Source organism: Spirosoma knui (genome assembly GCF_054780635.1).
The window spans coordinates 647,914-671,238 of the sequence record NZ_BAAGVY010000001.1; the positions used below are offsets into that span (position 1 = coordinate 647,914).

The 23,325-nt window shown below is 52.3% G+C and carries 21 protein-coding genes and 1 pseudogene; 7 read left to right on the forward strand and 15 right to left on the reverse strand.

What is annotated here, in order from left to right; genetic code table 11:
* The first annotated feature begins 69 nt into the window (after positions 1–69).
* The gene (locus ACYVIY_RS02645) at positions 70–2,706 is read left to right on the forward strand and encodes a M14 family metallopeptidase (RefSeq protein ID WP_460974708.1); all 2,637 of its coding nucleotides are present in this window, start codon (positions 70–72) and stop codon (positions 2,704–2,706) included.
* A gap of 69 nt (positions 2,707–2,775) precedes the next feature.
* On the opposite strand, the pseudogene ACYVIY_RS02650 reads toward ACYVIY_RS02645, so the two are convergent.
* A pseudogene (locus ACYVIY_RS02650) lies at positions 2,776–3,453 on the reverse strand (HAD family hydrolase).
* Positions 3,454–3,702: 249 nt separating this feature from the next.
* Here ACYVIY_RS02650 and ACYVIY_RS02655 point away from each other — a divergent pair.
* Together ACYVIY_RS02655 and ACYVIY_RS02660 are read left to right on the forward strand one after the other, a co-directional pair.
* Positions 3,703–4,557 carry an SPFH domain-containing protein gene (locus tag ACYVIY_RS02655; RefSeq protein ID WP_460974709.1) on the forward strand — a complete coding sequence of 285 codons (855 nt, stop codon included), beginning with the start codon at positions 3,703–3,705 and terminating at the stop codon, positions 4,555–4,557.
* A 66-nt stretch (positions 4,558–4,623) separates the two neighbouring features.
* Positions 4,624–4,812 (forward strand): type II toxin-antitoxin system antitoxin, encoded by a 189-nt coding sequence (locus tag ACYVIY_RS02660; RefSeq protein WP_460975140.1) that lies wholly within the window; start codon positions 4,624–4,626, stop codon positions 4,810–4,812.
* A 6-nt stretch (positions 4,813–4,818) separates the two neighbouring features.
* Here ACYVIY_RS02660 and ACYVIY_RS02665 read toward each other — a convergent pair whose 3' ends face one another.
* From ACYVIY_RS02665 to ACYVIY_RS02675, 3 genes are all read right to left on the reverse strand, one after another.
* Positions 4,819–5,502, reverse strand: a complete 684-nt coding sequence (locus ACYVIY_RS02665) for a hypothetical protein (protein ID WP_460974710.1) — start codon at positions 5,500–5,502, stop codon at positions 4,819–4,821.
* Between the two features lie 356 nt (positions 5,503–5,858).
* Positions 5,859–6,527, reverse strand: coding sequence for a hypothetical protein (locus ACYVIY_RS02670; RefSeq protein ID WP_460974711.1), 669 nt, complete (start codon positions 6,525–6,527; stop codon positions 5,859–5,861).
* 273 nt (positions 6,528–6,800) lie between these two features.
* Positions 6,801–7,574 carry a type III pantothenate kinase gene (locus ACYVIY_RS02675; RefSeq protein ID WP_460975141.1) on the reverse strand — a complete coding sequence of 258 codons (774 nt, stop codon included), beginning with the start codon at positions 7,572–7,574 and terminating at the stop codon, positions 6,801–6,803.
* Positions 7,575–7,968: 394 nt separating this feature from the next.
* On the opposite strand from ACYVIY_RS02675, the gene ACYVIY_RS02680 reads away from it, so the two are divergent.
* Positions 7,969–8,172 (forward strand): hypothetical protein, encoded by a 204-nt coding sequence (locus tag ACYVIY_RS02680; protein ID WP_460974712.1) that lies wholly within the window; start codon positions 7,969–7,971, stop codon positions 8,170–8,172.
* A 96-nt stretch (positions 8,173–8,268) separates the two neighbouring features.
* On the opposite strand, the gene tsaB is transcribed toward ACYVIY_RS02680, so the two are convergent.
* From tsaB to rpmH, 4 genes are all read right to left on the reverse strand, one after another.
* Entirely contained in the window at positions 8,269–8,958 is a 690-nt protein-coding gene (gene tsaB, locus ACYVIY_RS02685; RefSeq protein WP_460974713.1) for a tRNA (adenosine(37)-N6)-threonylcarbamoyltransferase complex dimerization subunit type 1 TsaB, read from the reverse strand.
* A gap of 112 nt (positions 8,959–9,070) precedes the next feature.
* Positions 9,071–10,729 (reverse strand): S41 family peptidase, encoded by a 1,659-nt coding sequence (locus tag ACYVIY_RS02690; RefSeq protein ID WP_460975142.1) that lies wholly within the window; start codon positions 10,727–10,729, stop codon positions 9,071–9,073.
* Positions 10,730–10,827: 98 nt separating this feature from the next.
* Complete coding sequence (locus ACYVIY_RS02695; protein ID WP_460974715.1) at positions 10,828–11,217, reverse strand: ribonuclease P protein component; 390 nt, start codon at positions 11,215–11,217, stop codon at positions 10,828–10,830.
* An 86-nt stretch (positions 11,218–11,303) separates the two neighbouring features.
* Complete coding sequence (gene rpmH / locus ACYVIY_RS02700; protein ID WP_460974716.1) at positions 11,304–11,471, reverse strand: 50S ribosomal protein L34; 168 nt, start codon at positions 11,469–11,471, stop codon at positions 11,304–11,306.
* Positions 11,472–11,677: 206 nt separating this feature from the next.
* Here rpmH and ACYVIY_RS02705 point away from each other — a divergent pair, with 206 nt between their 5' ends.
* The 3 genes from ACYVIY_RS02705 (at position 11,678) to ACYVIY_RS02715 (ending at position 15,964) form a co-directional block, all read left to right on the forward strand.
* Positions 11,678–13,264, forward strand: coding sequence for a M61 family metallopeptidase (locus tag ACYVIY_RS02705; RefSeq protein ID WP_460974718.1), 1,587 nt, complete (start codon positions 11,678–11,680; stop codon positions 13,262–13,264).
* A gap of 65 nt (positions 13,265–13,329) precedes the next feature.
* Positions 13,330–14,418 (forward strand): glycoside hydrolase family 130 protein, encoded by a 1,089-nt coding sequence (locus tag ACYVIY_RS02710; protein WP_460974719.1) that lies wholly within the window; start codon positions 13,330–13,332, stop codon positions 14,416–14,418.
* A gap of 31 nt (positions 14,419–14,449) precedes the next feature.
* Positions 14,450–15,964 (forward strand): amidase, encoded by a 1,515-nt coding sequence (locus ACYVIY_RS02715; protein ID WP_460974720.1) that lies wholly within the window; start codon positions 14,450–14,452, stop codon positions 15,962–15,964.
* Positions 15,965–15,973: 9 nt separating this feature from the next.
* Here the strand turns inward: ACYVIY_RS02715 and ACYVIY_RS02720 are convergent, their stop codons facing one another.
* The 7 genes from ACYVIY_RS02720 to ACYVIY_RS02750 form a co-directional block, all read right to left on the reverse strand.
* Entirely contained in the window at positions 15,974–16,177 is a 204-nt protein-coding gene (locus ACYVIY_RS02720; RefSeq protein ID WP_460974721.1) for a helix-turn-helix domain-containing protein, read from the reverse strand.
* 3 nt (positions 16,178–16,180) lie between these two features.
* Complete coding sequence (locus ACYVIY_RS02725; protein ID WP_460974722.1) at positions 16,181–16,714, reverse strand: DUF2975 domain-containing protein; 534 nt, start codon at positions 16,712–16,714, stop codon at positions 16,181–16,183.
* Positions 16,715–16,971: 257 nt separating this feature from the next.
* On the reverse strand, positions 16,972–18,210 hold the full coding sequence (locus tag ACYVIY_RS02730; protein WP_460974723.1) for an MFS transporter: 1,239 nt from the start codon (positions 18,208–18,210) through the stop codon (positions 16,972–16,974).
* A gap of 80 nt (positions 18,211–18,290) precedes the next feature.
* Positions 18,291–19,988 (reverse strand): sodium:solute symporter family transporter, encoded by a 1,698-nt coding sequence (locus ACYVIY_RS02735; RefSeq protein WP_460974724.1) that lies wholly within the window; start codon positions 19,986–19,988, stop codon positions 18,291–18,293.
* 172 nt (positions 19,989–20,160) lie between these two features.
* Positions 20,161–20,574: a hypothetical protein gene (locus tag ACYVIY_RS02740; RefSeq protein ID WP_460974725.1), complete on the reverse strand. Its 414-nt coding sequence runs from the start codon at positions 20,572–20,574 to the stop codon at positions 20,161–20,163.
* 111 nt (positions 20,575–20,685) lie between these two features.
* Positions 20,686–21,933, reverse strand: coding sequence for an MFS transporter (locus tag ACYVIY_RS02745; protein WP_460974726.1), 1,248 nt, complete (start codon positions 21,931–21,933; stop codon positions 20,686–20,688).
* A 115-nt stretch (positions 21,934–22,048) separates the two neighbouring features.
* Positions 22,049–23,317 carry an MFS transporter gene (locus tag ACYVIY_RS02750; protein ID WP_460974727.1) on the reverse strand — a complete coding sequence of 423 codons (1,269 nt, stop codon included), beginning with the start codon at positions 23,315–23,317 and terminating at the stop codon, positions 22,049–22,051.
* Between the last annotated feature and the right edge of the window lie 8 nt (positions 23,318–23,325).

A 23,325-nucleotide genomic window follows, 5' to 3' on the forward strand; every position in this document is an offset into this window, starting at 1 on the left:
AGATACAATCCGGGGCCACAATTTTCCGCTCCTGCATTTTCTGCTAACCTAATCAATACCTGCTCAACCATGAACTATTGGTATCGTCGTTTATTACCGCTTTGCGTCGCCCTGTTGGCTGGGGTGATGGCGTTCGCTCAGGTGCCTAAACCCGCCGACGTCTTTGGCTTCGAGCCGGGTGCCGATTACAAATTGGCGAACTACAAAATGCTGATGGATTACTATCAGAAGCTGGATAAGGCCAGCAATCGGGTGCAGATGGTAACCATTGGTAAGTCGGTGCTGGGCAAGCCGCTATTGTTGCTGATGGTATCGAGCGAAGCCAATATGAAGCAATTGGATCGCTGGCGGACCGTTAGTGAGCAGCTTTCCCGCGCCAAAATCGATGAAACACAGGCCCGTAGTCTAGCGGCTTCGGGAAAAGCAATCGTCTGGATTGATGCCGGTATGCACGCATCGGAAGTAGCTTCTGCCCAGATGATGCCCGAATTAGCGTATCGTATGGCCACCGAAGAGTCGTCGGAGATGAAAAAAATCCGTGATCAGGTTGTGGCGTTACTGATGGTGGAAATGAACCCCGACGGACTTGATATTGTGGCCGACTGGTACAATGGCAACCTCGGAACGCCCTTCGAAACGACGCAGCCACCCTGGTTGTATCACCATTACGTAGGGCACGACAACAACCGGGACTGGTTTACGAACAATATGCCCGAAACAAAGGCTATCTCGGACGTATTGTATAATCAATGGTACCCACAAATTGTCTACAACCATCACCAGACCTCACCTGCCTGGACGCGCATTTTCATTCCGCCATTTGCCAATCCGGTTAATCCGCAGATTCACCCCGGCGTAACGGCTGGCGTAAACCTGGTTGGTACGGCTATGGCGAGCCGGTTTGCCATCAAGCGGATGCCGGGTGTGGTCGCGCAGCTGCGGTTCAGTATGTGGTGGAATGGCGGAATGCGCACGGTGCCGTACTACCATAATCAGATCGGTATTCTGACCGAAACGGCTCATGCTACGCCCTCTCCGCGTTTTTATCCGCCCGACTCACTGCCAAAAACGGTTGGCCAGGGCGTAACGGCGGCCACCACGGGCACCGAAATCTTCTACACTGATCCGTGGAAAGGCGGGCAGTCGAAGTTTCGCGATGCGGTCAATTACATGGAAGAAGCGTCGATGGCTACGTTGGTGCTGGCTGCCGACAAGCGCGAAGAGTTTCTATACAACATCTACCGCATGGGGCGCGATGCCATTGACGCGGCTGGTAAAGAAAAGCCGTATGCCTACATCATTCCGGCCGAGCAGTGGGACAAGAGCGAAGCACTCAACCTGGTTAACATGTTCCGGCAGAGTGGGGTAGAAGTTCACCGGGCTACCCAGCCGTTTCAGGCGAATAATGCGTCGTATGCGGCCGGTTCTTACGTCATTTATTGCACCCAGGCGTTCAGCCCGTACGTGGTTGATTTGATGGAGAAACAGGTTCACCCCAATCAGCGGCTGTATCCGGGTGGCCCGCCAATTCCGCCGTACGATCTGGCGGGATGGACCTTGCCGATGCAAATGGGGGTAAGCGTTGCCAAAACCAGCAGCCCGTTCAAGGCCGAAACCGAACTGATAAAAGGATTGGCTCCCGTTGTAGCCGGACAGGCGGCTAGTGCCTCCTATGGTTATCTGCTATCCCGGAATCAGAACGCCAGCGTTATGGCGGTGAACCGTTTGTTGAAAGAAGGCGAAACCGTATTGATGATGCCCGCCAGTGGTCAGTCGACTGAGCCGAAGAGCTTTTTGATTGAAAAAGGGTCGGCTACCGAAGCCCGTGTTCAGAAACTGGCTAAGGAATTAGGCGTAACGTTTACAGCGGTCGAGTCTAAACCTGCGGCTGCCGGTAAGCCACTGAAACTGCCTAAAGTTGGCTTGTATAAGTCGTGGGTCGCCAATATGGATGAAGGCTGGACGCGCTGGCTAATGGAAAGCTACGGGTTCCCGGTCGATACGCTACACGATGCCGACATTGCTAAAAAAGACCTGTCTGCCTACAACGCCATCATCATTCCGGATCAGGAAGTGAAGCGCATCCTGAACGGCCACGCGCCCAACACGATGCCCGCGCAATACGTCGGTGGATTGGGCTTGGGCGGAACAATGGCCCTGCAGCAATACGTAACGAACGGCGGTACACTGGTTGCGTTTGATGGAGCCAGCGATTTTGCGATCGAACTGTTTGGTCTGCCGGTTAAAAACGTAACGGAAGGTTTGTCGAGCCAGCAGTTTTACATTCCCGGTTCGTTGATACGTACCGTTATTGACACGAAGCACCCGCTGGCGTATGGTATGCAGCCCGAAGCGGCAGCCGCGTTCTCCAACAGCCGGGCCTTCGAGATTGTTCGGCAGCAGCGCGAGGGTGAAGGCGGTCGGGAAGAGGTAAAGGCCGCCCCGGAACCGAACGTTGAGGTGATTGCCAGCTACGCCAAAAAAGATTTACTTATGAGCGGCTGGGCCCTGAACGAAGACAAGTACATCGCGGGCAAACCAGCCGTTGTGCGGACCTTCCAGGGTAAAGGCAACGTAGTCTTGTTTGGGTTTAGCCCACAATTCCGCGGCCAGCCACGAGGTACGTATAAATTAGTATTCAATACCCTCTACGAAAGCACCCTGCCGAAAACCGGTAGCGAACTAGGTGCAAAAGCAGAAAAATAATACCAGTTCAAGATACGCAAACAGCACCATCCAGGCGGGTGGTGCTGTTTGCGTTTGTAACGAGTGTAGTTAATGGGGCTGCTGCATTAGCTCCTGCAAGTGCGCTACTGACGCCTGCGTATAATCCTCAATAACAAGATCGGCTTTAGCGAGTTCGTCGGGCGTATGCGTGGTTGTCAGCACCGCGACCTTCATGCCCGCGTCCTGCGCAGCCTGCACGCCGGGTTGTGAATCTTCAAACACGATACACTGACCGGGTTGGGCGAGTACCCGTTCGGCCGCCCGCCGAAACACTGTCGGGTCGGGTTTACCCACGTCAACATCCTCTTCCGATACGATACCCGCAAAAAACGGCTCAATGGGAATGTGGTCGAATACGAACCTGACGTTCATCATCGGAGCCGAAGTCGCCAACACCATCAGGAAACCGGCTTAGCGTGCTGAATTCAAAAACGGCAGCAAGCCATTGATGGGCTGGATCCTTGGGGCGTATAATTCCTGAAAAAGCGTTTCCTTTTCTTTGGTCAGTTCACGGATCCGTTCCTCGGTGCTATCGTCGCCAAAAAAGTGTCTGAGAATTTCGGGATTCATCCGGCCCGATATATACTTCATAAAGTCGTCATCGGTAAGCTCAATATCGTATCGCTTCAGAAACTGCGTGTACGCTTCCTTGTGGGTTGGATTACTATCGATGAGTGTCCCGTCCATGTCAAAAATGAGCACGGACAGAGTTGAATCATTAGTCATAAACTGGTTTACTGGGCATATGTCTGTACATCAGCAACGGCTGCCGTGTCAGTAGGTTGCCGGTAAACAGCCTACGGTCCCGCCTGGTGGGCTCTGCCCGTCAGATCACGACTGCTGCTCTGTTCAGCGGCAGATTCCGCAGAAAACGCACGCAGACCGTTCCTACAATTTTCTGGTACGGTAAGTCTAAATTTGCTATCATTGTGATATCAAGATGATAGTTTTTAAAACTAACCAATTCGATTTGCCATGACCGAAAAACCGCTTACCTCAGCTTCAGGCTACGTATACTTAGTAGCCGCAGTTCTATGTATGGGACTGGGCGTTCTAGTCGCCATTACAACCCAGAGTGGGTTCTTATCCGGATGTTTATTTGTGGTGGCAGTTTTCCTGGCCAAGGGTATCACCGTAATCAACCCCAACGAAGGGGCCGTCTGTACGTTCTTTGGCGCTTATGTTGGAACGGTGAAGCAAAACGGACTCCAGTGGGTCAACCCATTCTACAGCAAAACCAAAATAAGCCTGCGGGCCCGCAACCTGAATGGCCAGACGATCAAAGTGAACGATCGAATGGGTAACCCGATTGAGATTGCAGCGGTGGTCGTCTGGCAGGTGACCGACACGGCAAAGGCCCTGTTCGAAGTTGACAGTTATCAGACCTTCGTTCAGATTCAGTCGGAAGCCGCCGTCAGGTTTCTGGCGAGTTCGCATGCGTACGACAACATGGAGGATGAACACGAAACCGTAACGTTACGTGACAACACTGGCCAAATCAATAAATTTCTGGAAGAAGAATTGAACGAACGCGTTGGGCAGGCGGGTGTATACGTAACGGAGGCCCGGATCAGCCACCTGGCCTACGCCCCCGAAATTGCCGGGGCCATGTTGCAGCGTCAGCAGGCTACCGCCGTTGTATCGGCCCGGAAACAAATCGTTGAAGGCGCGGTCGGCATGGTAGAAATGGCCCTGGCCAGACTTGCCGAAAAAGACGTTGTTCAACTGGATGAGGAACGAAAAGCGGCTATGGTTAGTAACTTGCTGGTGGTACTGTGCGGTGAGAAAAGTGTAAGTCCGGTTGTTAACGCGGGAACACTTTATCAATAAACAGTGTCCAACGTAGCGTCATCAGCTGAATGCCGAACTGATGATGCTACGCTGATGTCGACAAACATGGCGAATGAGAAAAAAGCATTTGTGTTACGTATCCAGCCCGAGACCCTGAAAGAGCTGGAGCGTTGGGCGCAGGAGGAGTTTCGGAGCGTAAATGGGCAGATCGAGTATCTGCTCAATGACGCACTCCGGAAGCGTAAGAAACGAAACCGGGACACCGACGAGCCAGCGCCTGAACCAGACGCTTAACGGACTTTACTGGGGTCTGGTATCCGGCTCCCGGATTGAAGCCGTTTCCTGATCCTGCTGAACGAGTAAGTTGTACTGGTTAATCAGCACCAACCGACCTAGGATGGTCCGTTCGTTGATGTTATGGACGAGTTGATAACGCTGTAACTGCTCGTCGTACGTTTTCATCAGGGGCAGGTAAATATCGGCGTAGAAGTGGTCAAACGGCCGAAGTTCACCCTCGTCGTATACGTAGTAATCAAACTGATCGGTATTTTGCGCCAGTGTTTGCGTATCCGAGAAATTGCTGGGGTAGCTGAACGTTCGTTTAAATAAACCATGCGGTTTTCGTAACCGGCGGACTACCGTCAACGAACCGTCCAGGCAGCGTTCGTAGAAGCCGTGTTTCTGCCGACCCTTTCCGACTGCACTTGCTAAGGAAATGAAGGCGCGTTGCTTATGCTGGCTATGGTCGAACCAGCTAAACTGACGGACCTGCTGAGCGGATAGCGCCCGTATCTGCCCATTTGGTTGCCGGAACAGAACTGTTTCTGTCAGCCAGTTGTACGAGATCTCACCCGATAAAGCGCTGGTCGTCCACAATTGAATGTCGCCCCGTTGCCAGCGGGTTCCGGCCAGATTGCCTGCCCGGACGGAAACCCTAAAAAGTACAATTAATACTAGTGCTGTAAATAAACATGTCCTCTTCATAACTATTCAGGTTGTGTTGAATAAAGCCCGTACAAGCCTTGTTAGCTTCTGTTGATAACGAACGTTCGAGACGTGTGCGGCTTATGAAGATAACTGACTCGTATTTAGTTAGTTGTTCTCGATTTTGCAGTGCAATTTCTGGTTGTTACACTATCGAAGGATAAAATAGAACTGGTTAAAGACGAATGGCTCAGTATTGAATTTTCTGTTTTTAGAATGAAATTTTACGAGGAAGCTAAATCTACTAAACGGATAGGATTATTTTATCTATTAGAAACTAGTATTGAAATAGTGCAACAAATAAAGGCAACCCAGTCTGAGCCGGATTGCCTTCATTCCCTGGTCGTTTGCCGATTCTAACGGCCGACCGATAACACTTCGGAGTTGGCCACGGGTTGTGCTGCCGTTTCTGATTTTAAATAATTGTACTTATTAATCAGCATCAACTGAGCCGTTGTGCTGTTTAGATCGATTTGAAGATGAGTCGCATACTGTTTTAGTTCAACCTGAAACTCCTCCTGCATCTGCGGCCACATAAACCGGGTGAAGTCATCCAATGCTACAATGTCTTTGCCCTCGTACACAAAGTAGGTAAAGTTGTCTACGTCTTTTACCAGCTCCTCGTCGTTGCCAAACATCGACGGGTTGGTTAACTTGATAGGCTCCCGAATGTGCCGTAGACGGCGGTAAACCATCAGCGGCCCCGATACAAACTCTTCCAGAAAGAGCGGCCGACGTAAGGTTACCTTCACCGGAAAGTCGATGGCTACAAACTTTCGGATGGTGTTATGATTGTTATCGAAGAACTTAAACTCCTGTACCTGAAGCGCAGAATAAGCTTTTAACGTATTGTTTTGCCGAATCTGAACGATCTCTGCTTTCCAGTTATAATTCAGTTCGCCTTCCAGGCGGGTTCCGTTCATTAAAACAAGTTCCCCTTGACTCCACATGCCGGGGTTTTTGGCCAGCAAGCTGCTTCCTGTGCTGCTTAGCCAAATCAGTGTGATCCATAGATACTTTTTCATAACGCTGTCTGTCTTTAGTCGGCCATGCGGCCAGACAGCGCTTATACTGAAAAATACATGCCAACTAAGCGGATAAAGAAGCTATTAGTTAGGAGGTGAAAAAGCAGTCTGCTTATTGGACTTAACCGGTAAAATGGACTACATCAATGGTACTTAAACGTAGTGTATATGTGTACTGAAAATGTTTCAGCACTAGCTAAGTTTTTAGAAGTGAGGAGATTGGGTAACGCGTTCCTCACTCTGTGGAAGTCTACTTACAAAAAGAATAGTATGTTAGCGGGCACTACGTACCGTCTCGCCAATGAGTCGAACACCCTCCAGCGTCAGCGAAGGTACGACCTCGACAAAGGCGTCGTGCAGCGACTGAATTCGACCCGACAAGCCACCCGTAGCCACGGCAATGCAATCGCCATTGAGTTCGGCACGGATACGATCAATGAGCGAACGTACTAACCCTTCGTAACCCAGCACAACGCCCGCCTGTATGGCCTGTACCGTGCTTGTGCCCAGAGCGGAAGCAGGCACATCAATGGGTACTTCAGGTAGTTGGGCGGTATTGGCAAACAGCGAACGAATGGCGGTTTTAAGGCCCGGCGCAATGGCAACGCCCAGGATCTGCCCGGTTGCCGAGACGGTCGTAAAGGTCAGGGCGGTTCCAAAATCAACCACCACGCAAGTCCGTTGGTAGCGTGTATACGCAGCCAGCGCATTCGCCACCAAATCAGCGCCAATCTCGTGGGGACGTAACACCTCGATAGGTAGCAGCGGATAAATACCGGGGCCAACCACTACGGGTTCAAAAGCAAACAGGGTGGTAAGCATGTTCCGCATACCGGCGGTCAGGTCAGGAACAACGCTGCTTAGTACGGTACTTTCAATAGCGCTGATGGGAATGTTGGCTTCGAGCAGCCATAACCGCAACCGGCTGCCGTACGATTGAGCGGGTTCGTCGATCCGGGAAGGCGTACGCCAGACGTACTGCCATTGGGTTTGGTCGTAAAGGCCGAATACGGCATCGGTATTACCTACATCAACAATAATCTGCACGGGGAAGAGCGAACGGTTGCCGGGGCGAAATAAGGACAAAAACGGCAGACTGCCACATAATGTAATCGGGTCTCTCACGCAAATTAGAGCCTTTGTGACTCATCGGAACCCGTTTTCTATCGTTTGTTGGGTATACACCTCAGTATAGAGAGCGCTGACACGGCTGTCTTAATTCAGTAATGTGCTGCTAAATAAGCAGGCGAGGGAATAATGGAAACGTCAGCGGATACAATCATAAGCAGTGGGTTAAGTGGTGTAGAAACGTGCCGTAGCCAAGTGACAAGCCATCAGGTTTGCTTAACGGTTAGCCCCATAACCTAACTTTTGCCGTAGCGGCCAATCGCTTTCACCTCAGGTGAGTTATGAGGATAATGAGGTAAACCAGATGACGTTTATGGCTATGTGGATACGAATGTATGGACCGGGAAATGGTGACGATGGGGCAGACGCTGGCGATGGGCTGGAGGATGAAGATCTGGAGCGGATGGGGGAGGACGATTCAACGATATTAGGAGCAGGTGGCACGGCGGGTGGCTTATCGGGAGATGGCGAACGGACAGACGAATATGACGCTGCCGTATTTGGGCTGGATGATTGATGAATGGGTGATCATTCACAAAAGGCGTCGGATAGATGGTGAAGTCTATCCGACGCCTTTTACTTACGCCCTGTTTTAACGTAACGCCAGTCAGAGTTATACTGCTTTCTTCGGCTGCGTCGTCATAAAATCTTTAAGATAGAAGGGCTCAAACGTAACGGTATCTTCAAAACGACCTTCGCTGGCGTATAACCCTGCCAACACACCTACTGTACGGGCCGAAGGCGTGATCGGTTTCCCCAGAAACACAGCGTTGGGATGCTCGCTCAATAAAGGCTGGCACTTCTCCGCGCCGTCGCCGAAGAACACGACTGGCCCCTGATTCAGCCATTCCGCGAATGAATTGGCGTCGATAATCTGCGCCGACGTAGCGTTTACTTCCTGCCCGTCGGTCGTGTACAGCGCGCAGTACACTTCCATACGCCGGGCGTCGATCATGGGGCAGAGTGTGTACGATGGCGGAAAAAAAGCCCGAACCTGCTCGGCCATTGCGGCCAGTGTGTTGACCGCCAGCAGCGGTTTATCGAGAGCAAAACAAAGTCCCTTTGCCGTGGAAACACCGATCCGAAGCCCTGTGTAAGAGCCTGGCCCTTTGGCCACGGCAATGGCATCGACTTGCTTCAGTTCATGCCCAGTATGCGTAACGACCTCCTCAATGAGCGTTGTGAGCAGAGCCGCTGATGTGCGTTCGGTGAATAATTCATAGCAGCCGAGTAAGGTATGATCCTGATGAAGAGCAACAGAGCAGACAGTAGTTGAGGTATCGAGCGAAAGAATCAGCGGCATGTGTTGGGAAGTCGGCTATCAAAATGGCCACAATAATACGTAAAAAGGTGGCGACTACGTGAGCCGCCACCTTCGTTGAGGGGGTAAACCGACGGGTTGGTCGGTTCGCTGTTTATTTTTTCTTCAGCATCGCGTTGTACTTACCCATGTCTTTAAATAGGTCAAGGGCCGCTTTCATTTCCGGATCGGTCGTGAACGACGCTTCTTTGATGCCTTTCTGCAGGTAGTAATGACCGGCGATCTCCTGCTCCAGCAGCGTCTTCAGCTCACCTTTGAACGTATTCAAATCCGCATCTTTACTGTGCGACATCTTCGTTTTCAGCGATTTGAGTTGGTCCTGAATCAGATCGAAATACTTTTCTTTCTTGGCCGATGCTTCCAGCGTACCGAGGTCTTTTTCTACCTGCGTCGTATAGTCATACTCTTTGTCCCCGAGCCATTTCGTAAAGTCAGCGTATTCCGCGTCGGTCAGGCGAAACTCACGGGCGGGCTTAATGCTTGGGTGCTCCTGCCGGTACTTCACGGCATAATCGAAAATAAGTCCTTTGTTCGTCAGACTCAGGGCAATAGGCGTTGGCGTCTGCGCTTCCACGACTACATCGGGCAGCACACCCCCGCCGTCATATACCACGCGGCCTGCTTTAGTTTTAAAGGCCGTTTTGAGTGAGTCGGGGATTTTACCGACGCTGCCATCCGGATTCCGGTGGCTATAGTCAATCGCCTGGATACAGCGGCCACTGGGGATGTAATATTTAGCGGTCGTAATCTTGAGCTTCGTATTGAACGATAGCTCACGCGTGGTTTGTACAAGCCCTTTTCCGTACGTCCGCTGCCCAACCAGAACGCCCCGGTCGTAATCCTGAATAACACCCGATACGATCTCTGCCGCCGAGGCACTGCGGCTGTTGGTCAGCACAATCATCGGCATCTCTAAATCCAGCGGAGGATTCAGGGCCGTGTATGTCTTGTTCCATTCGGTCACCTTGCCCTTTGTGGTCACAACCTCCGAATCTTTCGGAATAAAGATGTTCGAAATGTCGATTGCCATATTGAGTAGACCACCGGGGTTCTCACGAACGTCGAGAATCAGCTTTTTCATGCCTTTGCCCTTGAGTTCCTGAAAGGCGCTGCGTACCTCCCGCGAAGCCGTAGCGGTGAAGTCTTTCAGGTCAATGTACCCGACCTCATCGTTGATCATCCCGTAATACGGTACGTTCGTCATTTTCACGACGTCACGCACAACACTTACCTCAACCGGGTCTTTCTGGCCGTAGCGCCGTACGGTTAGCTTAACGGCTGTGTTATTCTGCCCTTTCAGGAGCTTACCGGGGTCGGCATCTTTGCGCGTCTTGATGTCAACACCGTCTATCTTGATGACCTCATCACCGATCCGCAGGCCCGACTTTTCGGCGGGTGTGCCTTCGTAGATCATCAGGACAATACTTTTTTCCTGCCGCTGACCAATAACCGCTCCGATGCCGTTGTACCGGCCCGTGGTCATGGTCATGTAATCCTCGATCTCATCTTCGGCGAAGAAATTGGTATACGGATCAAGGGCTTTCAGCATGGCATCGATGCTAGTCTTCACCATGCGGTTCGGGTTCACCTCATCCACGTAATACAGGTTCAATTCCTTGAACAACGTAGCATAGATGTCGAGGTTACGGGCAATCTCGAAGAAGCGATCGTCGGTTTTAAACGAAAAAAAGCCAATTCCGCCCGCAACGAGGGCCGAGGAGGCTAGGAGGGTAAAGCGTTTGGGCAAGCGCATGTTGAGCAGAATCCAGATGGCCACATCCGGATGTCTATAGTATGGAACTGGCGACACTAGCCCCCAAACGTGGCCGTCCGGAGAAACGTTAGCGCAGCCTACAATTTCTTTAAAGCTAATTTCATACCTTTTTCTATCTCTTCAAACGAAATTATTTGCTTGGCGGTATACAAAAAGGCAATGTAAGCAGGACCTGCGTTTTCGGGGCCAGTAAAGGGCTTGTTTAGCCGATACGCTTCGCGCACCCGGCGCCGGATGAGGTTCCGGTCAACGGCGCGTTTAAAGGAGCGTTTCGGAACCGTAATGACGATGGCGGGCAGAGCCGACTGAGTATCCGACGTAGTGGGGAGGGGGGAGGGATGGGGCAGGTAAAGCACCCGAAATGGAAAAAGGTAGAACGTTCGGACGGACGGACTACCTTTCTTGAATAACTCTCCGAGAATTTTTTTGCTGCAAAGCCGTTCTGCTTTCGGGAAGGTTTGCGGCATAACACGGACTGCGTTGATGGGTTGGTTCGTAAGTTCAGATACGTCAGCTACTTACTCTTTGTCGACCACCAACTTACTACCGGTAATTACAATTTGAAGCGTTCGCCTTTTTTCTCGTCCGATACGGTCAGTTTCCAGCGACCTTTCGCACGACGGCGGGCCAGTACTTTGCGGCCATTAGCAGAGGCCATCCGCTCGCGGAAACCGTGTTTGTTTTTCCGTTTACGGTTCGATGGTTGGTACGTTCTTTTCATGATATATCTTGCCTAAAACCCTTATATTCCAAATGAGTCCGCAAAGATAGCTGAATGGCGTCAGTTTACCAAGTGCTGGTTCAGAAAAACGATTTGCCTTGTGGCGAGTTGCTTAGTAAGCTGGATAAGCGCTCGGAAGTTCGTTCCTGCGGCCTTACCTTAGTCGATTGTCCGCTGATTTGTTCGTTCCATTATTTCGATTACCAATGCATTATCGTCTGTCTGCCGATCGGGCCGCCGGAGCCTCCTCCAGTTCTCACTACATTGCCGTTGAAGCGCGGCTGACCGATATCACAACGCCCGAAGTGGAGCTTCAGTTACCCGCCTGGCGGCCGGGTCGTTATGAGTTGCAGCAGTTTGCCCGGAATATTCAGCGGTTCGAAGTTGTGGATGCGGAAGGTCAGCCGCTGCCGTTCCGCAAAATCACCAAAGACCGGTGGCTGGTGCAGACAAATGGCAGCACGGAGCTGATCGCTCGCTATAATTACTACGCCCTGCTGGCTACACCTAACCTGCTGAACGCCGGGACCAGCTACATCAGTGATACGTTGTTCTACGTCAATCCGGTCAATCTATGTCTGTATGAAGAAGGACGTATTGACGAACCGTGTCTGCTCGACGTAGTGATCCCCGACAGTTGGACGGTTGCGGGTGGATTGCGGCCGGGTGAGCAGACTACAGCCGGGGTCAGAACGTTTCGGGCGTCGGACTTTTATGAATTGGTCGACTGCCCGTTAATGGCCGCGCCCGCCATGCAGCACGTTCAGTACGAAGTACGGGGTGTGCAGTTTCACGTCTGGATTCAGGGCGGGCGTCGCACCAATGGAGACCCTACGTTTGATGCCGCACGCATCATCGACGATTTCAGCCGTTTTTCGGAGCGACAGCTCGATCTCTACGGTACGTTCCCCGAACCGGACTATCATTTTCTGGCGCTGGTACTGCCGGTGCCCCACTATCATGGCGTTGAACACCGCAATTCGACCGTACTGGTGCTCGGACCCAACGACGAGGGTGAAGGGCTATATCAGGATTTGTTGGGCGTGGCCTCACACGAGTTGTTTCACGCCTGGAACATCATCCGCATTCGTCCGGTGGAACTCTTGCCGTACGACTTCACTCAGGAAAATTATTTCCAAACCTGTTTTGTGGCCGAAGGCGTAACGACCTATTATGGCGACCTGATGCTACGTCAGTCGGGCGTGTTCGACGATGAAGCGTATCTGAAGGAACTACAGGTACTCTTTAAACGACACTTTGAAGCCAATGGCCGGGCGTTTCAATCGCTGGTCGAATCGTCCTGGGATTTGTGGCTGGATGGGTATGAGAAAGGCGTGCCCGACCGGAAAGTATCGGTATACCACAAAGGAGCCATTGCCGCCTTGATCCTGGACCTTCACATTCGTCGGGTAACCGATCATGCCCACTCGCTGGACGACGTAATGCGCCGGATGTGGGAGCAATTCGGAAAACCCTTCGTCGGCTATACACTGGCCGATTACCGGCTGGTCACCGAAGCGGTTGCCGGTGAGCCGCTGGATTGGTATTACGACCTCTGTATATTTGGCAACCAGCCGCTTGAGGTCAAACTAAATGAATACCTGGCGTGGGTAGGTCTGCAAATTATGTATGAAGAGCCGGGGCCGGAGCAGGCCGGAGGAATTCGCCTACTTATCCTTGATGATCAGCCGGGTCGTCACCAGCGAGATCGTTGGTTTACGGGGCGGCATATCGGGGTCCCACCAGCAGATCCTGACGCCCCGATACCGACAGAAATGCGGGCGAGAACGTAGTAGCAAACGAAACTGCCCTGCTTTTTAGAATGCCAACCCGATACCTTTTATTGATCCGGTAACTCATGCTACGTGTCGTTCTGTTATTTCTCTTGCCGGTTACGTTGCTGGCCCAGCCGCAGCCGGAAAAGCCGTGGATGCTGGGACCGTTCCGGAAGCAGAATGCCGATAACCCTATCCTTGACGCCAAAGCCAGCTCTATATTTCGTTGTCCGATTCGCGAGGAAACGGTACGCTGGGAGGAAAAGGACGTATTCAATCCGGCAACGGTTGTACGTAATGGCAAAGTATACATGATTTACCGGGCTGAAGACACGGTCGGTAAACATGCCGGTACGTCGCGACTCGGGCTGGCCATTAGCGCCGATGGCATTCACTTTACCCGTATGCCAACGCCTGTTTTCTACCCGGATAACGACGCCATGAAACCGTACGAATGGGAGGGAGGCTGCGAAGATCCCCGAGTCGTTGAAAGCCCGAATGGCGTTTACGTGATGACCTACACGGCCTACGACGGTGACAAAGCCCGCTTGTGCGTAGCCACCTCGCGTGATCTGATCCGTTGGCAAAAGCAGGGCCTGGCTTTCGATCAGTTTGATAATGGCCGGTACCGAAATCAGTGGTCGAAGTCTGGCGCAATTATTTGTAAACGGGTGGGTGACCGGCTCGTGGCTCAGAAAATTAACGGACATTACTGGATGTACTGGGGCGATCAGCCCCAACTTCGTGTCGCTACTTCAGCGGATCTCCTGCATTGGATACCGCTCGAAACCAGTACTAACAAGCCACTCGCCGTAGCGGAGTCACGCAGCGGAAAACACGATTCACGCCTGCTCGAACCCGGTTCGTTTGCTATGATAACTCCTGCCGGTATTGTGCTGATCTACAATGGCATGAACGATGCCAAGCAGGGTGATCCTGATTTGCCAAAAGGAGCCTATACGGGCGGACAACTGCTTTTCGACGTTCGGGACCCGACAAAGCTGCTCGATCGGTCCGAACAGTATTTCATTAAACCTGACCAACCGTACGAGATAGAAGGACAGGTAAATCAGGTTTGTTTTCTGGAAGGTATGGTGCCGTTCCGGGGCAAATGGTTTTTGTATTACGGCACCGCCGACTCGAAAATCGGGGTTGCTGTGTCGCCCCAGTAACTCTGCAAAACGTTTTAACCTAAGCCCGCTTATGCAAACCTCTTCCGTTCAGACTTTACCCTTCGATGAGTACGTTACCCATGACGCTACGGCGCTCGCTGAATTGGTGAGTTCGGGAGACGTTACGCCCGCTGAACTGCTCGCTACGGCGATTGCGCGGGCGGAGGCCGTTAACCCTGAGATCAATGCTATAGTTACGCCCCTATACGAACAGGGCATTGCCATGACGAAGCAACTGCCTAAGTCCGGTACGTTTTGCGGGGTGCCTTTTCTTTTGAAAGATCTCGAACTGGAATGGGCCGGGACACCCATGAAGTCGGGCAGCCGGGGTTACCAAAACTATGTATCAACGGCGGATAGTGAGGTGCTGAAACGCCTGAAAGCGGCCGGACTGGTATTTTTTGGCAAGACGAATACGCCCGAATTTGGCCTGACGCCCTATACGGAGTCGAAGTTGTATGGCCCTGCCCGTAACCCCTGGAAACTGACGCATTCGCCGGGTGGGTCGAGTGGCGGATCGGCTGCGGCTGTGGCGGCTGGCATCGTTCCGGCGGCAACCGCTTCCGATGGGGGTGGGTCGATCCGTATTCCGGCTTCGTGCTGTGGGCTATTTGGACTAAAGCCATCTCGGGGGCGTGTGACCCTGGGTCCCCGCTTCGGCGAACTGTGGAATGGCGCGGTGGTCGGTCATGCGGTTACGCGTAGTGTGCGCGACAGTGCTCGCTTACTCGACGCCGTGGCGGGTCCGCTGGCGGGTGATCCGTATTTCTTACCCGCTCCCGAACGGCCGTTTGCGGAGGAAGTAGAGCGGGAGCCGGGCCCATTACGTATCGCTTTCTCAACGCAGTCGTTAATGCCCTCGCAAATCATTGATCCGGAGTGTGTACAGGCTGTGGAGAAAACCGCCCGTCTTCTGGAGCGGTTAGGACATACGGTAGAGGAGGTGCCGCTTCCTTACGAAAAAACAATCGTGACCGAAGCTTTTTTTGTGAGTGTCCTGAGCGAAACGGCAGCTACGTTACGTGAACTAAGCCTGTATCTGGGTCGGCCGGTTCGGCGCGACGACGTAGAACTGAATACGTGGGCACAGGCTCGTCTGGCCGATGGCTTTTCGGCCGCTGACCTGTCTTTTCAGAAACGGCGCTGGAACACGCTGAACCGGATTATGGGCCAACTGCACGAAACCTATGACCTGTTTCTGACGCCAACGCTGCCCCGTTCGCCTATACCTATCGGAACGTATCAGAACAAAGCCTCCGAAGAGCGTCTGCTGAAACTGGTCGACGCGGTAGGCGGGCTGAAGTACTTAAACGGAACCCGAACGGTGGAAGAACTGGCCGAGCGCTCGTTGGGCTACATCGCCTACACAGTCATTACCAACATGACCGGTCAACCGTCAATGTCGGTGCCGTTGCACTGGTCGGCGGGGGGGCTGCCCATTGGCGTTATGTTTGCCGCTAAACTCGGCGACGAAGCCACGCTGTTTCGACTGGCGGGTCAGTTGGAGCAGGCTGAACCCTGGTTCGATAAACGACCGGGGTTGTAAGGGTATTCGTTAGACCTCGTACTCCAGTAAATCGCCTGGCTGGCAGTCCAACGCTTTACAAATGGCCTCGAGCGTGCTAAATCGTATGGCTTTTGCTTTTCCGGTTTTCAGTATCGACAGATTGGCTAAAGTGAGATCCACTTTCTCCGAAAGCTCATTCAGGGACATTTTACGCTTAGCCATCATTACATCCAGATTTACAACAATTGGCATGGTTTATACGGTTAATTCATTTTCGGTTTGAATTTCCACACCTCGTTTAAAGACCTGTGAGATAATGAATACTAGGCCAGCCATATATAAAAAGTTGTCGGTAGATATACCCTCAAAATGCTCTCCGGTTCGTTTCAGTAGCCAGGATGTGTAAGCACTGCTTAACTGGCCGACAAACCAGGTTCCTAACAAGAGATAGCTGACCTGTTCGAGGGTGTTAGCGACTTCCATCTTAAACGGATTGGCCAGTGTGATCTTTGATAAGATTTTAATGGCCAGGTAAAAGACGTGTGCTTTCATTATTGAAATAGCCACGATGAAGGAGACAAACGAGACGTAGTAATCGACGTTAATCTGCTGGAGGTTGTGTAGGTCCAGCCCTTTGTAGAGGTCTTTTGCGGCTTCTGGGTTTACGAAGCTAACGCCGAAAGCAATTAGAATCGCCCCAGCTTTTATGCAGAGCCCAATGTAGACTATCCAGGTGATGACTTGCATCACGCTCAGAACCTGACTCGTGTTAACTAATTTGCGTTTCATCTTATTGGTTTATGATAAATACGCATCAAATATAGATAAATATTTATTGCAAAACAATAAATATTTATCTATTTACGAAACGGCTATTGTGACATCAACAGCTAGATCACTTTTCAGATGGGCTTATACGGGGGCTCCGGCGGTTTCCAGTGAAGCAGGATACGTATTCAAATCGGTTTAGGGGCTACTGGAATCAGTGACTTACGGTTGCTTGTATTGCCAATACTATGTGAGATGGAATGTTCTGAACGCCGAAACTACTCCGTGTAATCCAGTTCCTTGCCGAACGTTTCTTCCATTGACAATAGCGACCAGACTCCGATACCAAAGCAGATGCAACTCACAACCGCGGCCGCGCCTAATACGCCGATAGCCGGCTTCATGGCCTGGAATGCGGGAATCGTCAGCAGCGTAGTCGCCCGAACGTTGTTGGCCACCGAGGTGGTGGCCGTTGCCCGAAGGTTTGTTCCGAAGCTTTCGGCGGTGATGGTTAAAAACATGGCGATGTAGCCGATGCTAAAGCCCATGCCCATGCAGACGGCGTAGAACGTAGTGGCCGAGTTAACAACGCCTGAGAGGTAGATCAGTACGAACACGGCCGTTAGCCCCATCATCAACCCAATCGCTTTCCGGCGTGACTGTAAGTGCTGGCTGAGCGGCCCGCTGATCAAATCGCCGACCACCGTGCCGATGTACGTAAACATCACGCAGCGCCCCGGCTGAATCGCTTCGGTTACACCCAGGGCTCGACCAAACTCATTGCCGAACGTAGCGAGAATGCCAATGACGAGATACGTAGGTACGGCGATACCCATGCACCGCAGGTAGCGTTTCAGGCGGTTGCTTTCCTGAAAAAAGGCCCAGAAATTTCCTCGGCTCACGTTGGTTTCCGCCACGCGTTTGAACATACCCGATTCGAGTACGCTTACGCGCAGAACGAGCAGGCCGAGACCGAGTCCACCCCCAATGAAGTACGTAGTGCGCCAGTCAAACAACGTAACGGTGAAGTAGCCCACAACGGCCCCCAGCAGACCGACGCCCGCCACCAGCGATGAGCCGTAGCCGCGCAGGTGCTTCGGCAGAATTTCGCTGACCAGCGTAATGCCCGCGCCCAGTTCACCCGCTAACCCCAGTCCGGCAACAAACCGCAAACCCGCGTATACGTTGGCATCCTGCACAAATCCGCAGGCAATATTGGCCAGCGAATACGTAATGATGCTGCCAAATAACACCGATAACCGACCCCGCTTGTCGCCCAAAATGCCCCAGACAATGCCGCCAATCAGCAAGCCTGCCTGCTGAAAATTTAGGATCCTCCCGCCGATCAGGGATATATCGGCTTCGGAGAGTCGGAGATCGTTCAGGCTGGGAACCCGGACAATATTGAAGAGTAACAAATCATACACATCCACGAAATAGCCCAGCGCGGCCACAATGACCGGAAGCGTAAACAAAGGACGTAACGACGTCGCCGATGCAGGAGGAGAGGAGGTCATGGGCAGTTGGTCGGTAAAACACAGATGACACCCTCGTAAAAAGATGTCATCCGTGCTTCAAAGAAAAAATGAGTGCTGAACTACCAGAACCGCACGTACAGTACCATAATCAGCAGCACAATTACGACGGTCAGGGCCGTTGACGAGGGATTCAGGCGGAACATGCTCGAATCGATGACAAAGGCCTTCGGGTTCAGGGCTGGTCCGGCCAGGCTAATGACGACCATGAGCAGCACGGTAAATACAAAGGCCCAGCCCATGCAAATCAGGAACGGAATCTCGTAGCCACCATTACCGTTCGGGTAGGCAGTATACAGGAAGGTTTCGTTACCAAACAGCGCAGGCGCGTAGTTATTGAACAGAACTGACAACGCAAAACCGCCCAGGATACCCGCAACGGCCGCTGGACCCGTGGTACGTTTCCAGAAAAAGCCGAGTATGAACACCGCAAAAATGGCCGGGCTGAGGTAACCGGTATACTTCTGAATGAACGTAAATCCACCCTCACGACCAACGCCAAGAGCATCTTCCCAAGTCAAGGCAATCGACAGCAGCATAGAAACAAAGATGGCGATACGGCCCACCCACACCAACTGCTTTTCGCTGGCGTTCTTTTTGATGTATTTCTGATAGATGTCGAGCGTAAAAATCGTCGAGATTGAGTTGGCTTTACCGGCCAGCGAAGCGACGATAGCTGCCGTCAGGGCCGCCATCGAGAGGCCTTTCAGTCCGTTGGGCAGGAACGATAAAATAGCCGAATACGCATTATCGGCCAGAAGCTTACCACCCGGCGCCATTTCATTCTGGAGACTGCCGTTCTTGTACAGTACAAACGCAGCGATACCGGGCAGCATAACGATCAGCGGCATGAAGATTTTCAGCAGAGCCGCGAAAAGAATACCGGTACGGGCCGTTTTCAGATCGGCTCCGAGTGCCCGCTGGGTAATGTACTGATTACAGCCCCAGTAGTTCAGGTTCACAATCCAGATACCGCACAGGTACATAGCTATACCCGGCAGCGTCAGGTATTTGTTGATGTCAACCTGGGATGAATTCGGCCCTGGTTTCTCGAAGATCATGTGGAAGTGGTCGTCGGCGTCGCGCATCATGGCCGTGAATCCCGCCAGTACGTCATTGCCTAAGCCGAACTTCTGGCTCACCAGCGTAAGGGCCAGATACGTAGTGACCAGCCCGCCAATTATAAGGACAAGCACCTGAATTACGTCGGTATACCCAATGACTTTCATACCGCCCAAGGTAATGATGATGGCGAAAACGCTCAGGCCGATTACAATCGCGTGGAATGACTCCGCACCAACCAGGTTGCTGATCGCCAGCGCGCCCAGGAACAGAATAGAGGTCAGGTTAACAAAGATGTACAAGAACAGCCAGAAAATGGCCATGATCAGGCTGACCGTTTCGTTATACCGCGTCTTCAAAAACTGCGGCATCGTGTAGATGTGGTTCTTCAGGTAAATCGGCATGAACCACACGGCCACAATAATGAGCGCAAGGGCGGCAAACCATTCGTAAACGGCGATGGCAACGCCGAACGTAAAGCCGTTGCCCGACATACCGATGAACTGCTCCGCCGAAATATTCGACGCAATCATCGAAGCCCCGATGGCCCACCAGGTCAGCGAGCCTTCGGCCAGAAAGAAGTCTTTAGTGTCGAGGTTGGTTGTTTGTTTTCGTTTGTAAATCCAGTATCCGTAGGAAGAGACACCGACAAAATAGAGGAGAAAGACAATGTAGTCCGTCAGGTTCAATTGATTCATTGGAACGCGCAGAAAGTAAGTTTTGGATCAGCCTGTAAAAAAGCAATTAATTCTTGAAATAGGCTTTATTTCTTCCAAAATCATTTGCATTCTGAGCGTTTAAACCAACTTTTTCATAAAAAAAGCACGAAGCCGGGCTCCGTGCTAATTCAGGGGTATGGTAGTGGGGTGATTAGTTCATCGAGATCAGGCGAATGGGAAGCTGCTCGGTCAGGGTAGGGGTCGTTAGTTTGAAGGTCATCTCCTGCGATTGAGCACCGGCTGATACCCGGAAGGTGTACTTACCGTCAACAATCTGGCTCATGTCGAACTGCTGCCGGAAACAGTTGTTTTTGCCGCCTTTCTTAGGCAGCTTTTCCCGGAACAGCACTTTTCCTTTCGCGTCTATCAACTCAAGGTTAATCGGTTCATCGGTTTTGTATTTTTCCAGATGCAGCCACAGCTTCGAGGCATCGGCCGCCGGGAACATGGCCACGGCAAACGCTTTTTTAGAGGTTAAGTCATCCTGTGCCATACTCGGTGAGGAAACCGATACAGTAGCGGCCAGCAAGGCCAGGCCGAATGTGAGTTTGAGGAACGTTTTCATTGAGTTGAAGAATTAAGTGGAACCTTTATTGTCAACTTAATGATGCAGAAAAGCCCCTCAGCCGCTGGCCTTCGGGAGAAACGGTTTAAGTAAATGATAAACGGTCGGGCCTCATTCCACGAAGTCTAAATTCTTGCCGAACGTCTCTTCCATTCGGCTGAGCGACCAGAAGGCCAGGCCATACACGACGACGCCCAGGATGCCAGCCGCCACCAGGGCGCCGACCGAAGGCTTCAAGGCCTGGAAGAAGAGGGTCATTGGAATTAGCGTACCGCGCACCAGGCTCGGGGCCGACGTAGTGGCCGTGTTGCGCAGATTCGTGCCGTATAATTCGGCCACCATCGTCAGGTACATGGCGATATAACCCGTACAGAAACCCGCCAATAGGCACACGGTATAGATGCCGCTGGCGGTTTTCAGGCCACCGAACAGGTAAACGCTGCTCAGGAGCATACTGAACAGCAGCAGGCCGGTGATGGCCTTGAGCCGCGACTGTAGCCACTGGCTTAAGGGTCCGCTCAGCAGATCACCACCGGCTAGCCCAACGTAGATCAACATCACGCAGCGACCTGGCTTCACCACTTCGGCAATACCCAGGGCCTGCCCGAATTCATTGGCAAACGTAGCCAGTATACCCACAATGAACCAGGTCGGAACACCGACGGCTACACAGCGAAGGTATTTGATGGCCTGTGGCCAGCTGCTGAAAAAGTGGAAGAAGTTGCCCCGGCTAACGTCCTCGTGCTGGGCTTTCATGCGATTGAAAATGCCCGATTCAAAAACACTGACCCGCAGCAGAAGCAGGATGAGGCCCATGCCGCCACCTACCCAGAATGCCGTTCGCCAATTAAAATACTCGACGGTCAGATAAGCGACGCCCGCCCCCAGATAGCCAATACCAGCTACCATTGAGGAGCCGTAGCTACGGATTTCTTTCGGGAGGATTTCGGATACGAGCACAATGGCCGCGCCAATCTCGCCCGACAGACCGATACCCGCTACGAACCGCAGAAAGGCATACGTGTTGATGTCCTGCACAAAGCCGCAGGCAATGTTGGTCAGCGAATAAGTGAGGATACTACCAAATAGCACCGACATACGGCCGCGCTTATCGCCCAGGGCTCCCCACAAAATGCCGCCCAGCACTAGCCCTGCTTGCTGAAAGTTCAGAATAAACGTACCGGCCTTCGATACGTCAGCCTCCGACAACCCCAACGACTGCAGACTCGGTACGCGCACAATGCTGAAAATTAGCATATCGTACACATCGACAAAAAAGCCTAAGGCCGAAACGATCACGGGTAAGGCCAGTAGTGGCCGATACGAAACGCGGGCTGGAGTAGAGGAAACGGTTTGCATAGGCAGTGAAAAAACGGAAGGAACGGGCGAAAGGATGGAGTAAACCGGGATGAGTAAACGTAAAAGAGGAGACCAGCTAACCTGTCTCCTCCTGTTACTCTGTTTGTCAATTTGTCTACTCTTCCAGGTAGTTCAAATCCTTACCGTGGGTTTCCGAAATGGTCAGGATGGAGTAGAAGCCAATAATGAAGCTGATGAGGCCTACGACGGCTCCCGCATTGATGATGTCGAGCGAAGGTTTCAGGGCCCCGTATAGGCTGGTCATCAGAATAACGGTACCCCGTACCATGTTGGGAACGGTAGTTGCCGCCGTAGCCCGCAGGTTCGTACCAAACTGTTCGGCTCCAATCGTAACGAACATGGCCCAGTAGCCAATGCCGAAGCCCATCGCCAGGCAGAGGCCATACAGCACCGCTGCGCTTTTGATGCCGACGTATAAATAAACGAGGCCAAACACCAGCGCAATGGCCATCAGCAGCGCCACCGCTTTTTTGCGGGAGGCCATCGCCTGACTGATAAACCCACTGGCCAGATCGCCGAATGCTAAGCCAACGTAACACCACATAATAGCCAGTCCCGGCTGAATCTCTTCGGTTACCCCCAGGGCTCGCCCAAACTCGTTGCTGAATGTAGCCAGAATGCCAATCACAAACCAGGTAGGCAGGCCGATGCCAATGCATTTGAGGTAACGGACCAGCCGGTCGGCATTCGTAAAAAACGACAGAAAATCACCTCGGCTGACGTCCTTCTGCTCCGTTACGTCTTTAAACATACCAGATTCAACGACGCCTACCCGCAGCAGTAACAGACCGAAACCGAGTCCGCCACCGACGAAGAAGGCCGTCTGCCAATCAAACAGTTTAACGGTGAAATACGCGACCACGGCACCGAAAAGGCCGATACCCGCGACGAGCGAGGTACCAATAGCCCGTTTTTCCTTGGGCAGAATCTCACTAACCAACGTAATGCCTGCCCCCAGCTCACCCGCCAGGCCAACACCCGCCACAAACCGCATCAGCGCGTAGTACGTAGTGGGCGACATGAACGTAACGTCTTTGATAAAGCCACAGGCAATATTGGCCACTGAATACGTAATGATACTGCCGAACAAAACCGAGAGCCGCCCGCGCTTATCGCCAAGAACGCCCCACAGAATACCGCCCAGCAACAGACCGCCCATCTGCCAGTTCAGAATGCTGGCCCCAACGGTCGAAATCTCGTCGGGAGTAAGACCGAGGTCCTTGAGACTCGGTACGCGAACGATGCCGAAAAGCAGCAGATCATAGATGTCAACGAAGTATCCCAACGCGGCCACAATTACGGGCAGGCCGAATATACTGGCCGTTGGAGTTTCTGATTTTGAGGAAAGGGTAGGAACAGCCATGCGGCAGA

Bases quoted from the DNA above. Each gene is read 5' to 3' on its own strand.
- ACYVIY_RS02660 (WP_460975140.1), top strand. From the start codon at position 4,624: ATGGCGAATGAGAAAAAAGCATTTGTGTTACGTATCCAGCCCGAGACC.
- ACYVIY_RS02735 (WP_460974724.1), bottom strand. From the start codon at position 19,988: ATGAATCAATTGAACCTGACGGACTACATTGTCTTTCTCCTCTATTTT.
- ACYVIY_RS02750 (WP_460974727.1), bottom strand. From the start codon at position 23,317: ATGGCTGTTCCTACCCTTTCCTCAAAATCAGAAACTCCAACGGCCAGT.
- rpmH (WP_460974716.1), bottom strand. From the start codon at position 11,471: ATGAAAAGAACGTACCAACCATCGAACCGTAAACGGAAAAACAAACAC.
- ACYVIY_RS02645 (WP_460974708.1), top strand. From the start codon at position 70: ATGAACTATTGGTATCGTCGTTTATTACCGCTTTGCGTCGCCCTGTTG.
- ACYVIY_RS02690 (WP_460975142.1), bottom strand. From the start codon at position 10,729: ATGCGCTTGCCCAAACGCTTTACCCTCCTAGCCTCCTCGGCCCTCGTT.
- ACYVIY_RS02695 (WP_460974715.1), bottom strand. From the start codon at position 11,217: ATGCCGCAAACCTTCCCGAAAGCAGAACGGCTTTGCAGCAAAAAAATT.
- ACYVIY_RS02740 (WP_460974725.1), bottom strand. From the start codon at position 20,574: ATGAAAACGTTCCTCAAACTCACATTCGGCCTGGCCTTGCTGGCCGCT.
- ACYVIY_RS02730 (WP_460974723.1), bottom strand. From the start codon at position 18,210: ATGACCTCCTCTCCTCCTGCATCGGCGACGTCGTTACGTCCTTTGTTT.
- ACYVIY_RS02725 (WP_460974722.1), bottom strand. From the start codon at position 16,714: ATGAAACGCAAATTAGTTAACACGAGTCAGGTTCTGAGCGTGATGCAA.
- ACYVIY_RS02680 (WP_460974712.1), top strand. From the start codon at position 7,969: ATGGCTATGTGGATACGAATGTATGGACCGGGAAATGGTGACGATGGG.
- ACYVIY_RS02655 (WP_460974709.1), top strand. From the start codon at position 3,703: ATGACCGAAAAACCGCTTACCTCAGCTTCAGGCTACGTATACTTAGTA.
- ACYVIY_RS02665 (WP_460974710.1), bottom strand. From the start codon at position 5,502: ATGAAGAGGACATGTTTATTTACAGCACTAGTATTAATTGTACTTTTT.
- ACYVIY_RS02705 (WP_460974718.1), top strand. From the start codon at position 11,678: ATGCATTATCGTCTGTCTGCCGATCGGGCCGCCGGAGCCTCCTCCAGT.
- ACYVIY_RS02720 (WP_460974721.1), bottom strand. From the start codon at position 16,177: ATGCCAATTGTTGTAAATCTGGATGTAATGATGGCTAAGCGTAAAATG.
- tsaB (WP_460974713.1), bottom strand. From the start codon at position 8,958: ATGCCGCTGATTCTTTCGCTCGATACCTCAACTACTGTCTGCTCTGTT.
- ACYVIY_RS02745 (WP_460974726.1), bottom strand. From the start codon at position 21,933: ATGCAAACCGTTTCCTCTACTCCAGCCCGCGTTTCGTATCGGCCACTA.
- ACYVIY_RS02715 (WP_460974720.1), top strand. From the start codon at position 14,450: ATGCAAACCTCTTCCGTTCAGACTTTACCCTTCGATGAGTACGTTACC.
- ACYVIY_RS02710 (WP_460974719.1), top strand. From the start codon at position 13,330: ATGCTACGTGTCGTTCTGTTATTTCTCTTGCCGGTTACGTTGCTGGCC.
- ACYVIY_RS02670 (WP_460974711.1), bottom strand. From the start codon at position 6,527: ATGAAAAAGTATCTATGGATCACACTGATTTGGCTAAGCAGCACAGGA.